A 16375-nucleotide genomic window follows, 5' to 3' on the forward strand; every position below is an offset into this window, starting at 1 on the left:
CTACAATGCTTATTATAAAAAAATAAATTTATCTTCTAATTTATCAATTTTAGAACAAAACTTGGAAAAAGATAGAATTATACAATTAGTGGGAAACAATGGTAGTGGTAAAACCTTTCTTCTTAAGAAATTATCTGAAATAAAAGGATACATATATATAGATCATAATTTTGATTCCTATTTAGCAAACGATAGATTTTTAGATTACCTCAACAACTCGAATTCAGATGTGATTATATTTGATGAATTTGATTGCAGGAAATTAATAAATAGAATTGATAAAAATAAGAAAATAATCGTTGTCTCACATATGGAAACTATTGGTTCAAGATTGGACATTAGCGAGGTGGTATAAAAAGGTTGGTTGCAATTTAAATTATGTTGAATTGGCTGACCGAAATAGGATCAGCAAGTATTATTATATCAGGAGTTGCCTTAAGATTTACTAAGATTGGTGACAGATATGGAATCGAAAACGGTTGCGAGTGAGTGATCGTTTTTACCGCCTTGCAGCAAGGTTTTACCGTGTTATCATCAACGGATGGCTCAGAAACCATGCCACAATTTCACGCATAACGATGAGATATGACAAAATGACCGATAAACTAACCTCCCTGCGTAAACTGACAACAGTCGTGGCAGATACCGGGGATATTGCGGCGATGAAACTTTATCAGCCACAAGATGCGACAACTAACCCATCTCTGATCCTTAACGCTGCACAGATTCCTGAATACCGTAAATTAATTGATGAAGCAATTGCGTGGGCGCGCGAACAGAGCGATTCCCACGAGCAGCAGATTATGGATGCGAGTGATAAACTGGCGGTAAATATTGGCTTGGAAATTCTTAAACTGATCCCCGGCCGTATTTCGACGGAAGTTGACGCCCGTTTGTCTTATGACACCGAACGCAGTGTTGCTAAAGCTAAGCGCCTGATTAAGTTGTATAACGAGGCAGGTATCAGCAATGATCGGATTCTGATCAAATTGGCTTCAACCTGGCAGGGTATCCGCGCGGCTGAACAGTTAGAAAAAGAAGGGATTAACTGTAACCTGACGCTACTGTTCTCCTTTGCTCAGGCGCGTGCTTGTGCGGAAGCCGGGGTTTATCTGATTTCGCCATTCGTTGGCCGTATCCTTGACTGGCATAAAGCGAACAGCGATCAGAAAGAGTTCGCTCCACACGAAGATCCCGGCGTCATTTCTGTGACTGAAATCTACCAATACTATAAACAACACGGCTATAACACGGTGGTTATGGGAGCAAGTTTCCGTAACGCTGGTGAGATTTTGGAATTGGCCGGTTGTGACCGTTTGACTATTGCCCCTGCGCTGTTGAAAGAGTTGTCTGAAGCTCAGGGCGAAGTTGAACGTAAACTGGGTTATTCCGGTGAAATTAAAGCGCGTCCAGAGCCATTGAATGAAGCTCAGTTCTACTGGGAACATCATCAGGATGCAATGGCGACAGAAAAACTGGCGGATGGTATCCGTAAATTTGCTATTGATCAGGGCAAACTTGAGAAGATGATCGCTGATCTGTTGTAATGATAGGCGATAAACTATTCTTTTAGCTTTAAAGGCGGCATAATTGGCCGCCTTTTTGCTATTTAGTTAATTGTGTTAATTGAGGTTTGTATGAATGAATTGCGTATTGGCTTGGTATCCGTCTCTGATCGTGCATCAAGCGGTGTTTATCAGGACAAAGGGATTCCGGCATTGGAAGAGTGGCTGAAAAGTGCGATTACTACCCCTTTTCAGATAGAGACTCGCCTGATCCCGGATGAGCAGATCATCATTGAACAAACCTTGTGTGAGTTGGTGGATGAAATCGGTTGTCATCTGGTTTTGACTACTGGTGGAACGGGTCCGGCACGCCGAGATGTGACGCCTGATGCCACATTAGCGGTTGCAGACCGTGAAATGCCGGGCTATGGCGAACAGATGCGTCAGATTAGTTTGCAATTTGTTCCAACGGCAATTTTATCCCGTCAGGTTGGCGTTATCCGCAAGCAGTCTCTTATCTTGAATTTGCCGGGGCAACCAAAAGCAATCGCAGAAACGCTAGAAGGCTTGAAAGACGAAAATGGCAACGTTCTGGTATCCGGCATTTTTGCCAGCGTGCCGTATTGTATTCAATTGCTGGATGGCCCATATGTGGAAACCGATGATAAGGTAGTCGCGGCTTTTAGGCCGAAGAGTGCTCGGCGTTGAATGAATTTATCGAATTAATGGCTTCCTGAATGTGCCCGCTAATAATGATTTGGTAAGAAACGTCGGCCTTATTATGACCGCCTCTATTAATAGAGGCGGTCAAAGAAACTGACTACCAGAAAACAACGTACAATACCGCCAGAATGATCATAATGGCATAAGATGCAATATTAAAACTGCGGCCCGTAGCAAACATAGATGAAACTAATACAATGCCTTTAGGATCATCGTCATTAGTCGATGTACTTAAACTCGTGAATGCAATAACCACCAGTGTAAAAAGTAAGGTATAGAGCATTTGATCCATAAATGGCATCGAAAATGGCATAAATTTCAGGAATAAAGCAAAAGGTATCGATAATACTACACCAATTATCGCTCCTTTACTGGTTGTTTTTTTCCAGAACAGACCAAGTAAAAATACGGCTAAAATACCGGGGCTGACAAGGCCGGTATATTCCTGAATATATTGGAATGCTTGGTTAATGCCGCCAAGCATTGGCGCAACAAAACAGGCGATAATTAGGGCAATAACGGCAGAAATACGGCCAACATTAACCAGTTTGTGGTCGCTTGAGTCAGGTGCAATATATTCCCGATAAATGTCCATCGTGAAAATGGTGGCGGTCGAATTTAACATTGATGCTAATGATGAAACGATAGCGGCTGCTAATGCGGCAAATACGATACCTTTGAAACCGACAGGTAGAAATTGGGTTAACCACGGATAAGCTTTATCTGCGTGCGTTGCATCAGGTATGTTGTTTAGTGCAAGGTCGCCTAAACCGGCCATTAATTCAGGGGATGTTGTGATCACGTAAGCGGCAATGCCCGGCACAACAACCAAGAAAGGCAGAATGAGTTTCAGAAAAGCGGCGAAAACAATTCCTTTCTGCGCTTCCTGCACTGACTTGGCAGCAAGAGTACGCTGAATAATGTATTGGTTGAAGCCCCAATAATAGAGGTTAGCAACCCATAAACCGCCAATCAATACAGCAATACCAGGCAAGTTTATGAATTGAGGGTTACTTTTATCCAAAATCATTTTAAAGTGTTCTGGCGCTGCATCAGCCATTTTTGCAAATCCGGCCATCATGCCGTCGCTACCGCCAATATAGCTGATAGCGATAAATGTTGTGAGTAATCCGCCTAATATCAGGAAGAAGACTTGAATAACATCAGTCCAAACGATAGCCGAGAGGCCGCCGTAAATAGAATAAATCAGGGCAAAAATGGCAAGCCCAATAATCGAATAGATCAATGGAATATTCAGAATAGTTTCAAGCGCTAAGCCACCTAAATAAAGCACAGAGGTCAGATTGACGAAAATATAGAGTGAGATCCAGAACACGGCTAGGATGGCTTTTAAATTTTTATTAAACCGCTGTTCTACAAATTCGGGAATAGTATAAATGCCTTTCTCAATGAAAATGGGTAAGAAATATTTACCTACGATAATTAATGTAATTGCCGCCATCCATTCATAAGAAGCTATCGCTAAACCAATGGAATAACCGGAGCCGGACATGCCAATAAATTGCTCGGCAGAAATATTTGCCGCGATCAGCGAGGCGCCTATTGTCCACCAAGGTAAAGATTTACCCGCCAGGAAGTAATCTTCAGTGCTTTTATCTGATCCTTTTTTATCTCTGGATACCCAGAGTCCTACACTGATGATAATGGCGACATAGAATATAAATACCAATATATCTACCAAGCTTAAACCGTGTTCTATAGTGGACATGTTTCTTTTCCTGGCTAGTCTATTTGATACTGAATTGTAAACGTTACCATTTGGTGGGGATGTAATCAGAATCACAAAATTGTTATTAAATATCGTATTTGTAACTTATCTTAATTCTTAATAATTTGTTTTAATTAATAGATTAAGTAAATTTACTGTGATTTTTAACTCATGTTTGCAGAATATATCAAATATGAGCACTTTATCTCTCTTTTAGGTTTATATTTAAATTTTTTGTGTAATCGTTTACATTTGCGTGATTGATATCTCAGATTAGCATTAATGCCCGTTGTTAAACTGTGTTCAGCCTGAGTATTAATAAAGATTTTCATAATCGGTGTTGAAGAATATACCCAATGGATTTCAAGATGCATCGCGACGGCAAGGGAGCGAATCCCCGGGAGCATAGATAACTATGTGACCGGGGTGAGTGAGTGCAGCCAACAAAGAAGCAACTTGAAAGATGACGGGTATACAAAAAGTAGAGACTGCTATGCCTAATAATATTACATTCAATCCTGTTGAACATCCCCATCGTCGTTATAATCCGCTAACTGGGCAATGGGTTTTGGTCTCTCCTCATCGGATGAAACGGCCGTGGCGTGGGCAGGATGAGCAGCCATTGATAGACGATATCCCTAACTATGATCAGCGATGTTTTCTTTGCCCATCAAATGTACGTATTTCCGGTGATAAAAATCCTGCTTATCAAGGAACCTTTGTTTTTAATAATGATTTTTCGGCTTTAATGCCTGATTCACCTGATGTTCCCCAATCGTCTCACCCGTTATTTAAAATACAAGGAGTACGAGGATTAAGTCGTGTGATCTGTTTTTCTCCTGATCACAGTAAAACATTGCCGGAATTGTCAGTTGAACAAATTCGTCAATTGATTGATACCTGGAATGAACAACTTGAGATATTGGGTAAAGAGTATCTCTGGGTACAATTATTTGAAAATAAGGGCGAGATAATGGGGTGTTCTCAGCCTCATCCGCATGGACAAATTTGGGCGAATAGTTTTTTACCCAATGAAATTGAACGTAAAGATAAACAGCTACGTAACTATTATCAAGAAAATGGTTCCAATTTACTGATGGATTATGTTCAGGCTGAATTAGCTGATGGTGAACGGGTGGTGGTCGATACAACCCATTGGTTGGCAGTTGTGCCTTATTGGGCAGCATGGCCCTATGAAACTATGTTGTTACCAAAAGTTCATGTTCGTCGTATGAATGAATTAACGGATGAACAGCGCGATGATTTGGCTGTTGCGCTTAAAAAGCTGACGAGTTGTTATGACAACTTATTTCATAGCTCTTTTCCCTATTCGATGGGTTGGCATTTTGCACCGTTTTTTGAACAAGGCAGCGATATTGAACATTGGCAACTGCATGCACTTTTCTATCCGCCATTATTGCGATCGGCTACTGTGCGAAAATTTATGGTGGGCTATGAAATGTTTGCTGAAATACAACGTGATTTAACGGCAGAGCAAGCAGCTCAGTTTTTACGTGCGGTGGGTGATGTACATTATAAAGAGCAATAATGATAATTATCGTGCGGCTAATATCATATTTGAGAATAAGGTGATGAAAAATTTAATTAAGCGTGTTAAAGATGTTTTTGATTTAGTATTTCATTATATGCCGACACACATTATTCAAGCGCCCGGTCGAGTGAATTTAATTGGAGAGCACACGGATTATAATGATGGCTTTGTATTGCCCTGTGCTATTAATTACCAAATTGTGGCTGCTGCGGCGAAACGAGAAGATAATATTATTCGTGTTGTTTCGGTTGATTATGATAATAAGTTAGACGAATTTGATATTAGCCAATCTATTACATTTCATGAAAGTAATATGTGGGCTAATTATATTCGCGGTGTTGTAAAATGTCTGCTCAGTCGTGGGTATATATTTAACGGGGCAGATATTGTGGTAACCGGTAATGTGCCGCAAGGGGCGGGATTAAGTTCATCGGCTGCATTGGAAACAGTTATTGGTCAAACAATTAAGAATCTTTACCACTTAGCCATTAGCCAAACGGAAATTGCGTTAAATGGGCAACAAGCTGAAAATGAATTTGTCGGTTGTCATTGTGGCATTATGGATCAATTAATTTCCGCACAAGGTAAGAAAAATCATGCATTATTAATTGATTGTCGTCATTTAACCACGCAAGCGGTATCTATGCCGAAAGATATTGCGGTTATGATTATTAATTCAAATAAAAAACGGGAATTGGTTGGCAGTGAATATAATATTCGTCGGGCTCAATGCGAACAAGCTGCGGCATTATTTGAGGTTAACGCTTTGCGGGATGTGACATTAGATGAATTTGAAAAACGGAGTGTTGAGCTGGATAGCATCGTGGCTAAGCGTGCACGTCATGTCATCACAGAAAATGAACGTACACTTCTGGCAGCAAAAGCGTTGGCAGAGGGAGATATGCCATTAATCGCGGAACTTATGGCGCAATCACATCAGTCAATGCGTGATGATTTTGAAATTACCGTACCTGAAATTGATACCTTGGTTGATATTGTGCAGCAAGCCATTGGTAAACAGGGTGGAGTGAGAATGACCGGTGGTGGGTTTGGCGGTTGTGTGGTGGCTTTAGTTCCACAAACTTTGGTTGATGTGGTTAAGGCAGCGGTGGAACAACACTATTTTGCGTTGACGGGTTTGAAAGAGACTATTTATGTGTGTCAGGCTTCGGATGGTGCAAGTTTAGTTGAAACACGGTAGACAATAAAATGGCAGATGCTTATTTTGAATTATTGAACGCTTCAATGACACAAGATGTTGCCTGGGATGGAAAAAAAGCAAATCTTGTCTGCCTTGCCAATGCTTCGGGTTTTTCCATTGTGCTGATGGACATTGGCGCTTCGTGGCTGAGTTGCCGTGTACCTTTAAATGAAGAGAAAAGAGAAGTTTTACTGGGGATTGCTACCTTAAAAGACTTTTATACACAGACCAGCTATTTAGGTGCTACGGTGGGGCGATACGCTAACCGTATTGCAAATGGCTGTTTTAATCTTGATGGCAAAACTTATCAATTACAGGTCAATCAGGCGGGAAATTGTTTGCACGGTGGGATTGAGGGTTTTGATAAGCGGCGTTGGACAATCACCGCAAGAGATGCCTATTCAGTGAGTTTTACATTACGGTCACCAGATGGTGATCAAGGTTTTCCGGGTAATGTCGTTGTGACCGTTCGTTACGTATTAACCAATGATAATCACGTAATCGTGGATTATTCAGCCCATACAGATGCTGCGACGCCCATTAATTTGACTAATCACGCTTATTTTAATTTGTTGGGGGCGGACTCTGGAAAAACATGTTTATCGCATTGTTTAGAATTGAAAAGTGACGATTATTTACCGATCGATGAAAATGGCATTCCATTGGGCCAATTGGCTTCGGTTGATAATACGGGTTTTGATTTTCGAAAACCTAAAGTCATTAACAGTCACTTTATGCTGGATAAACAACAACAGATTGTAAATGGATACGATCATTCATTCTGGTTGCAAGCAGCCTGTTTGGATGCGAATCATGCAATTTCAGTCATCTCCCCCGATAAAGCAATCACAATGAAAATATTCACCACAAAACCGGCTGTGCAGTTTTATACAGGCAATTGGTTAAGTGGAACGCCTAATCGTGATGGTGGGCGATATGAGAACTATGCGGGAATGGCATTTGAGCCACAATTTTTACCGGATTCTCCCAACCATCCCGAATGGGTGCAAGAAAGCTGCATACTTCATCCTAACCAACGCTATAAGCATCGTACTTGTTATCAATTCGAAATCCATAATGCTGATTAAACCTCAAGTGACTTCGACGAGCATTGAACGTTGAAAAAAATAGGATAGCAATACGTTGATAACGGACTGGAAGAGGGAGGAGAAATAATTTGCCTTCTCCCAATCCACGATTTATTACGGTTTTATCTCGCCAATAGGCAGAATAGTGCGTCCATACTGTTCATTTAGTACTTCCGCCATTGCCAAATAAAATGCGCTGGCGCCACAAATTATCCCTTCATAACCGGCAATCGTCAGAAGAGCGGTATTGCCGGTAAAGTTGCCAATTGCTAACAGAGCGAACAACAGCGTCAGGCCGCCAAAGATAAACTGTAGCACGCGGTTAGCCTTGAAGGTGCCGAAGAACATAAACAGAGTAAACACACCCCACAGGCCAAGATATACCGCTAAATATTGGCTGCTGGCGGCTTCTGCCAGTCCCATCTTAGGCAGAAATAATAACCCGATTAGACTGAGCCAAAAGAATCCATAAGAGGTGAAAGCCGTTGCGGCAAAGGTATTGCCTTTCTTATATTCAAAAAGTCCTGCCAGTATTTGGGCCAGTCCGCCGTAGAAAATGCCCATACTCAGGACAACGGATGCCAGTGGGAAGAAACCTGCGTTATGCAGATTAAGCAGAATGGTTGTCATACCGAAGCCCATCAAACCTAAGGGGCCGGGATTAGCTAATTGATTAGCGCTCATAAGTCCTCTGAAAGAAAATCGCAAAAGTCATAAATAGCAAAGGTGGCGAATCATAATGATCTGTCAGCAAGGAAACAATGACCTTTGAAATAATAAAAAGGTTTTTTTTTCTCATCCCCCTTGATGATGGTTTTAACGACCCCATCTTATAATCAACCGCAGTTGCTAATCGCTGTCCTATACAGCCGGTGTATAAAGCAAAAGTGAGGAATCTCGTAGAGGCATAAAAATGGGTGCCATTGAAAAGCAGAGAGTCATCCTCATATTGATTAGCAACTTGACTGATTACGAATTTCTTTGGAGGCGTTTAGATGGGTAAAATTATTGGTATCGACCTGGGAACTACCAACTCTTGTGTAGCTATTATGGATGGCACGACAGCTCGTGTGCTGGAAAACAGCGAAGGTGATCGTACCACCCCTTCCATCATTGCTTATACCCAGGATGGTGAAACTCTGGTTGGTCAACCGGCTAAACGTCAGGCTGTTACTAACCCGCAAAATACGTTGTTTGCTATTAAGCGTCTGATTGGCCGTCGTTTCCAAGACGAAGAAGCGCAACGCGACGTAGCTATCATGCCATACAAAATTATTGCGGCAGATAATGGCGACGCATGGCTGGAAGTGAAAGACCAGAAAATGGCTCCTCCTCAGGTTTCTGCTGAAGTTTTGAAGAAAATGAAGAAAACAGCGGAAGATTATCTGGGCGAGCCAGTGACTGAAGCGGTAATTACTGTTCCTGCATATTTTAACGATGCTCAGCGTCAGGCAACCAAAGATGCGGGCCGTATCGCAGGTCTGGAAGTAAAACGTATTATCAACGAACCAACGGCTGCTGCGCTGGCTTATGGTTTGGACAGAGAAGTCGGTAACCGTACTATCGCGGTTTATGACCTCGGTGGTGGTACTTTCGATATCTCTATCATCGAAATTGATGAAGTTGACGGCGAAAAAACGTATGAAGTGTTGGCGACCAACGGTGATACTCACTTGGGCGGCGAAGACTTCGACAGTCGTATGATCAACTATCTGGTTGACGAATTTAAGAAAGATCAGGGCATTGATCTGCGTAACGACCCACTGGCAATGCAACGTCTGAAAGAAGCGGCAGAAAAAGCGAAAATTGAGCTCTCTTCTGCGCAACAGACCGATGTTAACCTGCCATATATCACCGCAGATGCAACCGGTCCTAAGCACATGAACATCAAAGTGACCCGTGCGAAACTGGAATCACTGGTAGAAGATCTGGTTAAACGTTCTATGGAGCCTGTACGAGTTGCATTGCAAGATGCTGGCCTGTCAGTTTCTGATGTGAATGATGTCATTCTGGTGGGCGGTCAGACCCGTATGCCAATGGTACAGAAAGTCGTTGCTGACTTCTTCGGTAAAGAGCCGCGTAAAGACGTGAACCCTGACGAAGCGGTAGCAATGGGTGCTGCGGTACAGGGCGGCGTTTTGGCCGGTGATGTGAAAGATGTCTTGTTGCTGGATGTCACGCCGTTGTCTCTGGGTATCGAAACAATGGGTGGCGTAATGACTTCCCTCATTACGAAAAACACCACGATCCCAACCAAACACAGCCAGGTGTTCTCTACGGCAGAAGACAATCAGTCTGCGGTAACTATCCATGTGTTGCAGGGTGAGCGTAAACGTGCCGGCGATAACAAATCTCTAGGCCAGTTCAATTTGGATGGTATTCAGCCATCACCTCGTGGTATGCCTCAGATTGAAGTGACTTTTGATATTGATGCCGACGGTATTTTGCATGTATCTGCTAAAGACAAAAACACCGGTCGTGAACAGCAGATCACCATCAAGGCTTCTTCTGGTCTGAATGAGGAAGAAATTCAACGGATGGTTCGTGATGCGGAAGCTAACGCTGAATCTGATCGTAAGTTTGAAGAGTTGGTACAGACCCGTAACCAGGCAGATCAACTGGTTCACGGTACTCGTAAGCAAGTAGAAGAAGCGGGCGACAAGCTGCCGGCAGAAGATAAAACTGCGATTGAAAGTGCTGTCACTCAGCTAGAAACTGCGGCGAAAGGCGAAGATAAAGCGGATATTGAAGCGAAAATTCAAGCTCTGGTTCAGGCTTCCGCTAAACTGTTGGAAATCGCTCAACAGCAGGCTCAGGCTGGCGCAACCGCAGACGCTGGCGACAGTGCGAAGAAAGATGACGACGTTGTAGACGCTGAATTCGAAGAAGTTAAAGATAAAAAATAATAGCCCTTAGCGGGCGCGGTGACAGTTAAATTATGACAACTGTTGCTGATTAACCGGCACGGGCGTTGAGGGAACTCTGCGCCCGTGCGCGCATGTTAAGGGTAAAATAAGAGATGGCGAAAAGAGATTATTACGAGGTTTTGGGGGTTTCCAAAACAGCGAACGAAAAAGAGATTAAAAAAGCCTATAAGCGGCTGGCGATGAAATATCATCCTGATCGTAATCAGGGCGATAAAGAGGCAGAAAGCCAATTCAAAGAAGTTAAAGAAGCTTATGAAATTCTGACGGATGACCAGAAACGGGCTGCTTATGACCAATATGGTCACGCTGCTTTTGAACAAGGCGGCATGGGCGGCGGCGGTGCTGATTTTAGTGATATCTTTGGTGACGTTTTCGGTGATATCTTCGGTGGTGGTCGTCGTCAACAGCGTCCAAGCCGCGGCGCGGATTTGCGTTACAGCATGGAGTTGACGCTGGAAGAAGCGGTTCGTGGTGTGACCAAAGAGATCCGCATCCCGACACTAGAAACCTGTGATACTTGTCATGGTAGCGGCACTAAAGCAGGCACTAGCCCTGTAACCTGCTCAACCTGTCAAGGTGCTGGTCAGGTTCATATGCGTCAGGGGTTCTTCACCGTTCAGCAACCTTGTCCACACTGTCATGGCCGTGGTCAGATTATTAAAGATTCTTGCCATAAATGTCATGGTCATGGGCGAGTTGAAAGATACAAAACCCTGTCTGTTAAAATTCCGGCAGGTGTGGATACCGGCGACCGCATTCGTTTGAGCGGTGAGGGTGAAGCAGGAGCTAAAGGCGCCCCCGCAGGTGATCTGTATGTTCAGGTACAGGTGAAATCGCACCATATTTTTGAGCGTCAAGAAAGTAATCTCTATTGTGAGGTGCCAGTTAACTTTGCAATGGCGGCACTGGGCGGAGAAATCGAAGTACCCACCCTCGATGGCCGTGTGAAACTGAAAATACCTGCTGAAACTCAGACAGGTAAAATGTTCCGCATGAAAGGCAAAGGTGTTAAATCTGTCCGTGGTGGTGTTCAGGGTGATTTACTGTGCCGGGTAGTGGTAGAAACGCCAGTTAAATTGAATGAAAGACAGAAAGAATTACTGCGTGAATTGGGTGAATCTTTTGGTGGTGCTGGCGAAGAAACAAATAGTCCACGGTCTAAAAGTTTCTTCGATGGCGTAAAGAAATTCTTTGATGATTTGACCAAGTAACGGTCGATATCTCCACAGATAGCGAGATCGATTGTTAAATAAAGCTCAAATTATGGGTAAAAAAAGTCCTCGTTATTAAATGAGGACTTTTTGTTTGAGTTGAGAATTATATACCCAATGAATTTCAAGATGCTTTGCGACGGCAAGGGAGCGAATCCCCGGGAGCATAGCGAACTATGTGACCGGGGTGAGCGAATGCAGCCAACAAAGAGGCAACTTGAAAGATAACGGGTATATTCTATATAGCAGCACAGTTAACACTATCAGAAGATGATTTAAACCGAATTTTGACTAAGATGCGGGAAATTGGGGCTAATGTAAGATAAATAGGGCTTCTCTCATTTAACGATTTCCTCTGATTGATAATCTATTTTATTGAGATGTAGATCATCAATAGATCGGTTATGGCGAATTATTCTGGTTATAAAATCGATTTTTTTCGAAACCATAGCTAGAGTACCATTTAAGTCCGATCAGTTTCAGAGGTTAATCATCGTGACCGCAATTATCCGTCAATTCCTGAAATTAGAAGCGGCTGGAGGGCTCCTTCTTATCATTGCTGCCATTATTGCGCTAATAATGGCAAACTCACCACTACAGGGTATTTATCAGCAATTTCTTAATATTTCGGTGGTAGTACAATTCGCAGCACTGGAGATCAATAAGCCCTTATTGTTGTGGATTAATGACGGCTTAATGGCGGTCTTCTTTTTAATTGTTGGTTTGGAAGTTAAACGGGAACTGCTGGAAGGCTCTTTGGCAGGGCGTGATAAGGCGGTATTTCCGGTGATTGCGGCGATAGGTGGTATGGTCGCTCCGGCACTGATATATCTGCTATTTAATGGCAATGATGAGTTTACCCGTCAGGGATGGGCTATTCCTGCGGCAACCGATATTGCTTTTGCCCTGGGTGTGATGGCGTTATTGTCTAAGCGAGTACCAACAGAACTCAAGGTTTTCTTGTTGGCGCTAGCAATTATTGATGATCTGGGCGTTATCCTGATTATCGCTCTGTTTTATACCAAAACTGTCTCCCTTGTGGCGCTTGGATTGTCAGCCGCGATGATTGCTTTGCTGGTTTGGATGAATTGGCGTGGTGTTGAAAAAATATCAGCTTATCTGGTTGTCGGCGTTATCCTTTGGGTTTGTATCCTGAAATCGGGTGTTCATGCGACACTGGCTGGCGTTATCATTGGTTTTCTGATTCCTCTACATGGCCAGAATAATCATTCACCATCTGAATCACTTGAGCATGGTTTGCATCCTTGGGTGGCGTATCTTATTTTGCCGTTATTTGCCTTTGCCAATGCAGGCGTAGTCCTGAATGGCGTTACATTAAATAGTCTGACCGATATGTTGCCTCTAGGTATTGCTGCGGCTCTATTTCTTGGTAAGCCATTGGGAATTTTTCTGTTTAGCTATATTTCTATTAAGATCGGATTTGCTAAATTGCCACAGCAGATTAATCTTAAACAGATATTTGCGGTTTCCGTTCTTTGTGGAATCGGTTTTACTATGTCTATCTTTATTTCAGGATTGGCTTTTGAAGGGGGAGATGAATCTTTTAGTATCTATTCCCGTCTTGGCATTCTGATGGGTTCAACCATTGCTGCATTTGTGGGTTATGGCTTGTTACGAATGGTCTTACCAAAGAAAAAGTGATGGCAGAGCTGTGGTAAATTCATTAATTTAGCCGGTAGTTTCAGAAAGAATTTCCGAACTGACTCTCATTTTTGTACTCGCGGTACAATATTAAAATGGTATCGCGGATATTTTATGTAGTGAAAAACAGGAAATCGCCGTAAAGCGGTAAATTAGAGATGTATGGCTAGGTAGTCTGTTAGACGAAAGCGATACATAAGGAAAAATATATGCGGGTGTCACATCTGAATTTTAATCATCTCTATTATTTCTGGCATGTTTGCAAGGAAGGATCTGTGGTTGGAGCGGCAGAGGCACTTTATCTAACACCTCAGACGATCACCGGACAGATAAAGGCGCTGGAAGAGCGTCTGGGAGGAAAGCTGTTCAAACGTCAAGGCCGGGGTTTAGTACCGTCCGAGCTAGGGCAACTTATTTTCCGCTATGCGGATAAGATGTTTATGCTGAGTCAGGAGATGTTAGATATCGTTAACTATAGCCGTGAATCTAACCTTTTATTTGATGTTGGTGTTGCTGACGCGCTGTCCAAACGTCTGGTTAGCCAGGTATTGAAAACGGCGGTTGTGGAACATGAACAGATCCATCTACGTTGTTTTGAATCAACCCATGAATTGCTATTGGAGCAACTCAGCCAGCACAAACTTGATATGATATTGTCTGATTGCCCGGTGGATTCTTCCCAACAGGAAGGGTTGTTCTCGGTAAAACTGGGTGAATGTAATGTAAGTTTTTTCTGCCGACAGCCTATCCCGGAAAAACCTTTCCCGGAATGTTTGGAGGAACGTCGTTTATTGGTTCCAGGGCGTCGCTCTATGTTGGGGCGTAAATTGTTGACTTGGATACGTAATAAAAATCTTCAAGTTGAAGTATTGGGTGAGTTTGATGATGCCGCGTTAATGAAAGCGTTTGGTATGTATCATAATGCGATTTTTGTAGCGCCATCTTTGTATACCAATGATATTTTTGCAGATAATGATATTGCTGAAATTGGTCGATTGGATGCCGTGCAGGAAGAGTATTATGTGATTTTTGCTGAACGAATGATTCAACACCCGGCTGTTCAAAGGGTATGTAATAAAGATTTTTCTGCGTTGTTTAATGTGCCGCCTAAGAAGCGTGCTTAAAAAATAATTGATAATAACTGCAAACACAAAAAAACCGGCGCAGGCCGGTTTTTCAGTAATCTAAACGCAAATTATTGCATTGCGTTGATTTGAGCCGCCAGATTAGATTTATGACGTGCTGCTTTGTTTTTGTGGATCAGACCTTTACAGGCGTGACGATCGACAATAGGTTGCATGTCATTAAATGCTTTCTGTGCAGTTTCTTTATCGCCAGTAGCGATAGCAGCATATACCTTCTTGATGAAGGTACGCACCATAGAACGACGGCTAGCGTTGTGCTGACGACGTTTTTCAGACTGTATGGCGCGTTTCTTAGCTGATTTGATATTAGCCAAGGTCCAACTCCCAAATATATTCTATCGAGGACAATTCAAAGGCCGAGGAATATGCCTGTTCAACCTTCTTTTGTCAATGGATTTGTGCAAATAAGCGCCGTTGTACCGCGGCAACTTGTTTCGTTGTGATGGCGCAGGATTTTATCAGCTTACTTAGCGGGAATACAGTCTTTCACAATAAAAATCTCATTGAATAGTCCAGATAGAAATAAAATGAATATTTTTCGGGATTCCTGCGCGTTTTTGTTGTATGAATCAGGGTTATTGATTTAAATCATCTTATGATGGTGGGTTAACCTTGAGCTTTGTACAAGGTATAATTTGGCAATTTCCAGGGTATTGGGCCAGCTATGGAGCTAATTCGCGGTATACGTAATATCCGGGCATGTCACCGCGGTTGCGTGTTGACGATTGGTAATTTTGATGGCGTTCACCGAGGTCATCAGGCACTACTGAAACACTTAAAACACGAAGGGCAGCGTCAGGAATTACCAGTAATGGTCATGACTTTTGAGCCACAACCCTTGGAGTTTTTTGCTAAGGGTAATGCTCCCGCGCGTTTGACGAGATTGAGGGATAAAGCCAAATATCTCGCCCAATGTGGTGTGGATTATTTATTATGCGTGAAATTTGACAGAAATTTTGCGGCAAATACGCCAGAAGCTTTTGTTTCACGGTTGCTGGTGGAAAAATTGGGTGTTAAGTTTCTCGCGGTGGGAGACGACTTTCGTTTTGGTCAAGCTCGCAGTGGTGATTTTGCCTTTTTACAGCGAGCCGGTGAAACATATGGCTTTGACGTGACCAATAGTGAAAGTTTTTGTGATAATGGTTTGCGGATCAGCAGCACAGCTATCCGTCAAGCATTGCAAAATGATGATTTGGTATTAGCCGAAACATTATTAGGGCATCCATATAGTATTTGCGGCCGGGTCGTTCATGGTAAACGACTGGGGAGCACCATTGGTTTTCCAACAGCTAATTTGCCGTTAAAACGATTAGTGGCTCCTGTACAAGGCGTTTATGTTGTTGAAGTTTATGGTTTAGGAGACAAGCCCTTACCGGGTGTTGCCAATATTGGCACACGTCCAACAGTTTCTGGTCAGGGTCAACAACTTGAAGTACATCTAATTGATACCCAAATGGATCTCTATGGGCGTTATATTGATGTGGTGTTACGCAAAAAATTGCGTAATGAGCAGCGGTTTGCTTCCCTTGATGCACTCAAGCAGCAAATTGCTAATGATTTGGTCGCTGCAAGGGAATTTCTTAAACAGCGGCCTGTGTCATGTATCTAGCGGAAAATTGGAATTGAGAATCG

At 42.8% G+C, this 16375-nt stretch carries 14 protein-coding genes; 11 read left to right on the forward strand and 3 right to left on the reverse strand.

The features are described 5' to 3' along the window. The 3 genes from V2H77_RS18025 to mog form a co-directional block, all read left to right on the forward strand. The coding region (locus tag V2H77_RS18025) for an ATP-binding cassette domain-containing protein (RefSeq protein ID WP_341499902.1) at nucleotides 1-355 on the forward strand (355 nt) is incomplete at its 5' end. A 238-nt stretch (nucleotides 356-593) separates the two neighbouring features. Continuing rightward, complete coding sequence (gene tal, locus V2H77_RS18030) at nucleotides 594-1547, forward strand: transaldolase (protein WP_132346326.1); 954 nt, start codon at nucleotides 594-596, stop codon at nucleotides 1545-1547. A gap of 90 nt (nucleotides 1548-1637) precedes the next feature. Beyond that, on the forward strand, nucleotides 1638-2213 hold the full coding sequence (gene mog, locus V2H77_RS18035; protein ID WP_341499903.1) for a molybdopterin adenylyltransferase: 576 nt from the start codon (nucleotides 1638-1640) through the stop codon (nucleotides 2211-2213). Between the two features lie 112 nt (nucleotides 2214-2325). Here mog and V2H77_RS18040 read toward each other — a convergent pair whose 3' ends face one another. After that, the gene (locus V2H77_RS18040; RefSeq protein WP_341499904.1) at nucleotides 2326-3957 is read right to left on the reverse strand and encodes a sodium/sugar symporter; all 1632 of its coding nucleotides are present in this window, start codon (nucleotides 3955-3957) and stop codon (nucleotides 2326-2328) included. A 493-nt stretch (nucleotides 3958-4450) separates the two neighbouring features. Here V2H77_RS18040 and V2H77_RS18045 point away from each other — a divergent pair, with 493 nt between their 5' ends. Genes V2H77_RS18045 through galM form a run of 3 tightly spaced genes read left to right on the forward strand, consistent with a single transcriptional unit; the run spans nucleotide 4451 to nucleotide 7798 of the window. Next, a complete protein-coding gene (locus tag V2H77_RS18045) occupies nucleotides 4451-5506 on the forward strand; it encodes a UDP-glucose--hexose-1-phosphate uridylyltransferase (RefSeq protein ID WP_341499968.1) in 1056 nt (351 codons plus the stop codon). A 43-nt stretch (nucleotides 5507-5549) separates the two neighbouring features. Further along, complete coding sequence (gene galK, locus V2H77_RS18050; RefSeq protein WP_341499905.1) at nucleotides 5550-6710, forward strand: galactokinase; 1161 nt, start codon at nucleotides 5550-5552, stop codon at nucleotides 6708-6710. Between the two features lie 8 nt (nucleotides 6711-6718). Further along, the gene (gene galM / locus V2H77_RS18055) at nucleotides 6719-7798 is read left to right on the forward strand and encodes a galactose-1-epimerase (RefSeq protein ID WP_445935566.1); all 1080 of its coding nucleotides are present in this window, start codon (nucleotides 6719-6721) and stop codon (nucleotides 7796-7798) included. A gap of 114 nt (nucleotides 7799-7912) precedes the next feature. On the opposite strand, the gene satP is transcribed toward galM, so the two are convergent. After that, on the reverse strand, nucleotides 7913-8482 hold the full coding sequence (gene satP / locus V2H77_RS18060) for an acetate uptake transporter (protein ID WP_341499906.1): 570 nt from the start codon (nucleotides 8480-8482) through the stop codon (nucleotides 7913-7915). Nucleotides 8483-8793: 311 nt separating this feature from the next. Between satP and dnaK the strand changes: the two genes are divergently transcribed. From dnaK to nhaR, 4 genes are all read left to right on the forward strand, one after another. Then, a complete protein-coding gene (dnaK, locus tag V2H77_RS18065) occupies nucleotides 8794-10704 on the forward strand; it encodes a molecular chaperone DnaK (RefSeq protein ID WP_139655991.1) in 1911 nt (636 codons plus the stop codon). Nucleotides 10705-10817: 113 nt separating this feature from the next. Further along, nucleotides 10818-11936: a molecular chaperone DnaJ gene (dnaJ, locus tag V2H77_RS18070; RefSeq protein ID WP_341499907.1), complete on the forward strand. Its 1119-nt coding sequence runs from the start codon at nucleotides 10818-10820 to the stop codon at nucleotides 11934-11936. Between the two features lie 495 nt (nucleotides 11937-12431). Beyond that, entirely contained in the window at nucleotides 12432-13598 is a 1167-nt protein-coding gene (gene nhaA, locus V2H77_RS18075; RefSeq protein WP_341499908.1) for a Na+/H+ antiporter NhaA, read from the forward strand. Nucleotides 13599-13807: 209 nt separating this feature from the next. Next, the gene (gene nhaR, locus V2H77_RS18080) at nucleotides 13808-14722 is read left to right on the forward strand and encodes a transcriptional activator NhaR (protein ID WP_049583755.1); all 915 of its coding nucleotides are present in this window, start codon (nucleotides 13808-13810) and stop codon (nucleotides 14720-14722) included. 71 nt (nucleotides 14723-14793) lie between these two features. Here nhaR and rpsT read toward each other — a convergent pair whose 3' ends face one another. Continuing rightward, entirely contained in the window at nucleotides 14794-15057 is a 264-nt protein-coding gene (gene rpsT, locus V2H77_RS18085) for a 30S ribosomal protein S20 (protein WP_049583754.1), read from the reverse strand. 350 nt (nucleotides 15058-15407) lie between these two features. Here rpsT and ribF point away from each other — a divergent pair, with 350 nt between their 5' ends. After that, nucleotides 15408-16352: a bifunctional riboflavin kinase/FAD synthetase gene (ribF, locus tag V2H77_RS18090; protein ID WP_265380012.1), complete on the forward strand. Its 945-nt coding sequence runs from the start codon at nucleotides 15408-15410 to the stop codon at nucleotides 16350-16352. The last annotated feature ends 23 nt before the right edge of the window (nucleotides 16353-16375 follow it).

This window comes from Photorhabdus sp. P32, from assembly GCF_038085095.1.
GTDB lineage: Bacteria > Pseudomonadota > Gammaproteobacteria > Enterobacterales > Enterobacteriaceae > Photorhabdus > Photorhabdus luminescens.

Bases quoted from the DNA above. Each gene is read 5' to 3' on its own strand.
- tal (WP_132346326.1), top strand. From the start codon at position 594: ATGACCGATAAACTAACCTCCCTGCGTAAACTGACAACAGTCGTGGCA.
- mog (WP_341499903.1), top strand. From the start codon at position 1,638: ATGAATGAATTGCGTATTGGCTTGGTATCCGTCTCTGATCGTGCATCA.
- V2H77_RS18040 (WP_341499904.1), bottom strand. From the start codon at position 3,957: ATGTCCACTATAGAACACGGTTTAAGCTTGGTAGATATATTGGTATTT.
- V2H77_RS18045 (WP_341499968.1), top strand. From the start codon at position 4,451: ATGCCTAATAATATTACATTCAATCCTGTTGAACATCCCCATCGTCGT.
- galK (WP_341499905.1), top strand. From the start codon at position 5,550: ATGAAAAATTTAATTAAGCGTGTTAAAGATGTTTTTGATTTAGTATTT.
- galM (WP_445935566.1), top strand. From the start codon at position 6,719: ATGGCAGATGCTTATTTTGAATTATTGAACGCTTCAATGACACAAGAT.
- satP (WP_341499906.1), bottom strand. From the start codon at position 8,482: ATGAGCGCTAATCAATTAGCTAATCCCGGCCCCTTAGGTTTGATGGGC.
- dnaK (WP_139655991.1), top strand. From the start codon at position 8,794: ATGGGTAAAATTATTGGTATCGACCTGGGAACTACCAACTCTTGTGTA.
- dnaJ (WP_341499907.1), top strand. From the start codon at position 10,818: ATGGCGAAAAGAGATTATTACGAGGTTTTGGGGGTTTCCAAAACAGCG.
- nhaR (WP_049583755.1), top strand. From the start codon at position 13,808: ATGCGGGTGTCACATCTGAATTTTAATCATCTCTATTATTTCTGGCAT.
- ribF (WP_265380012.1), top strand. From the start codon at position 15,408: ATGGAGCTAATTCGCGGTATACGTAATATCCGGGCATGTCACCGCGGT.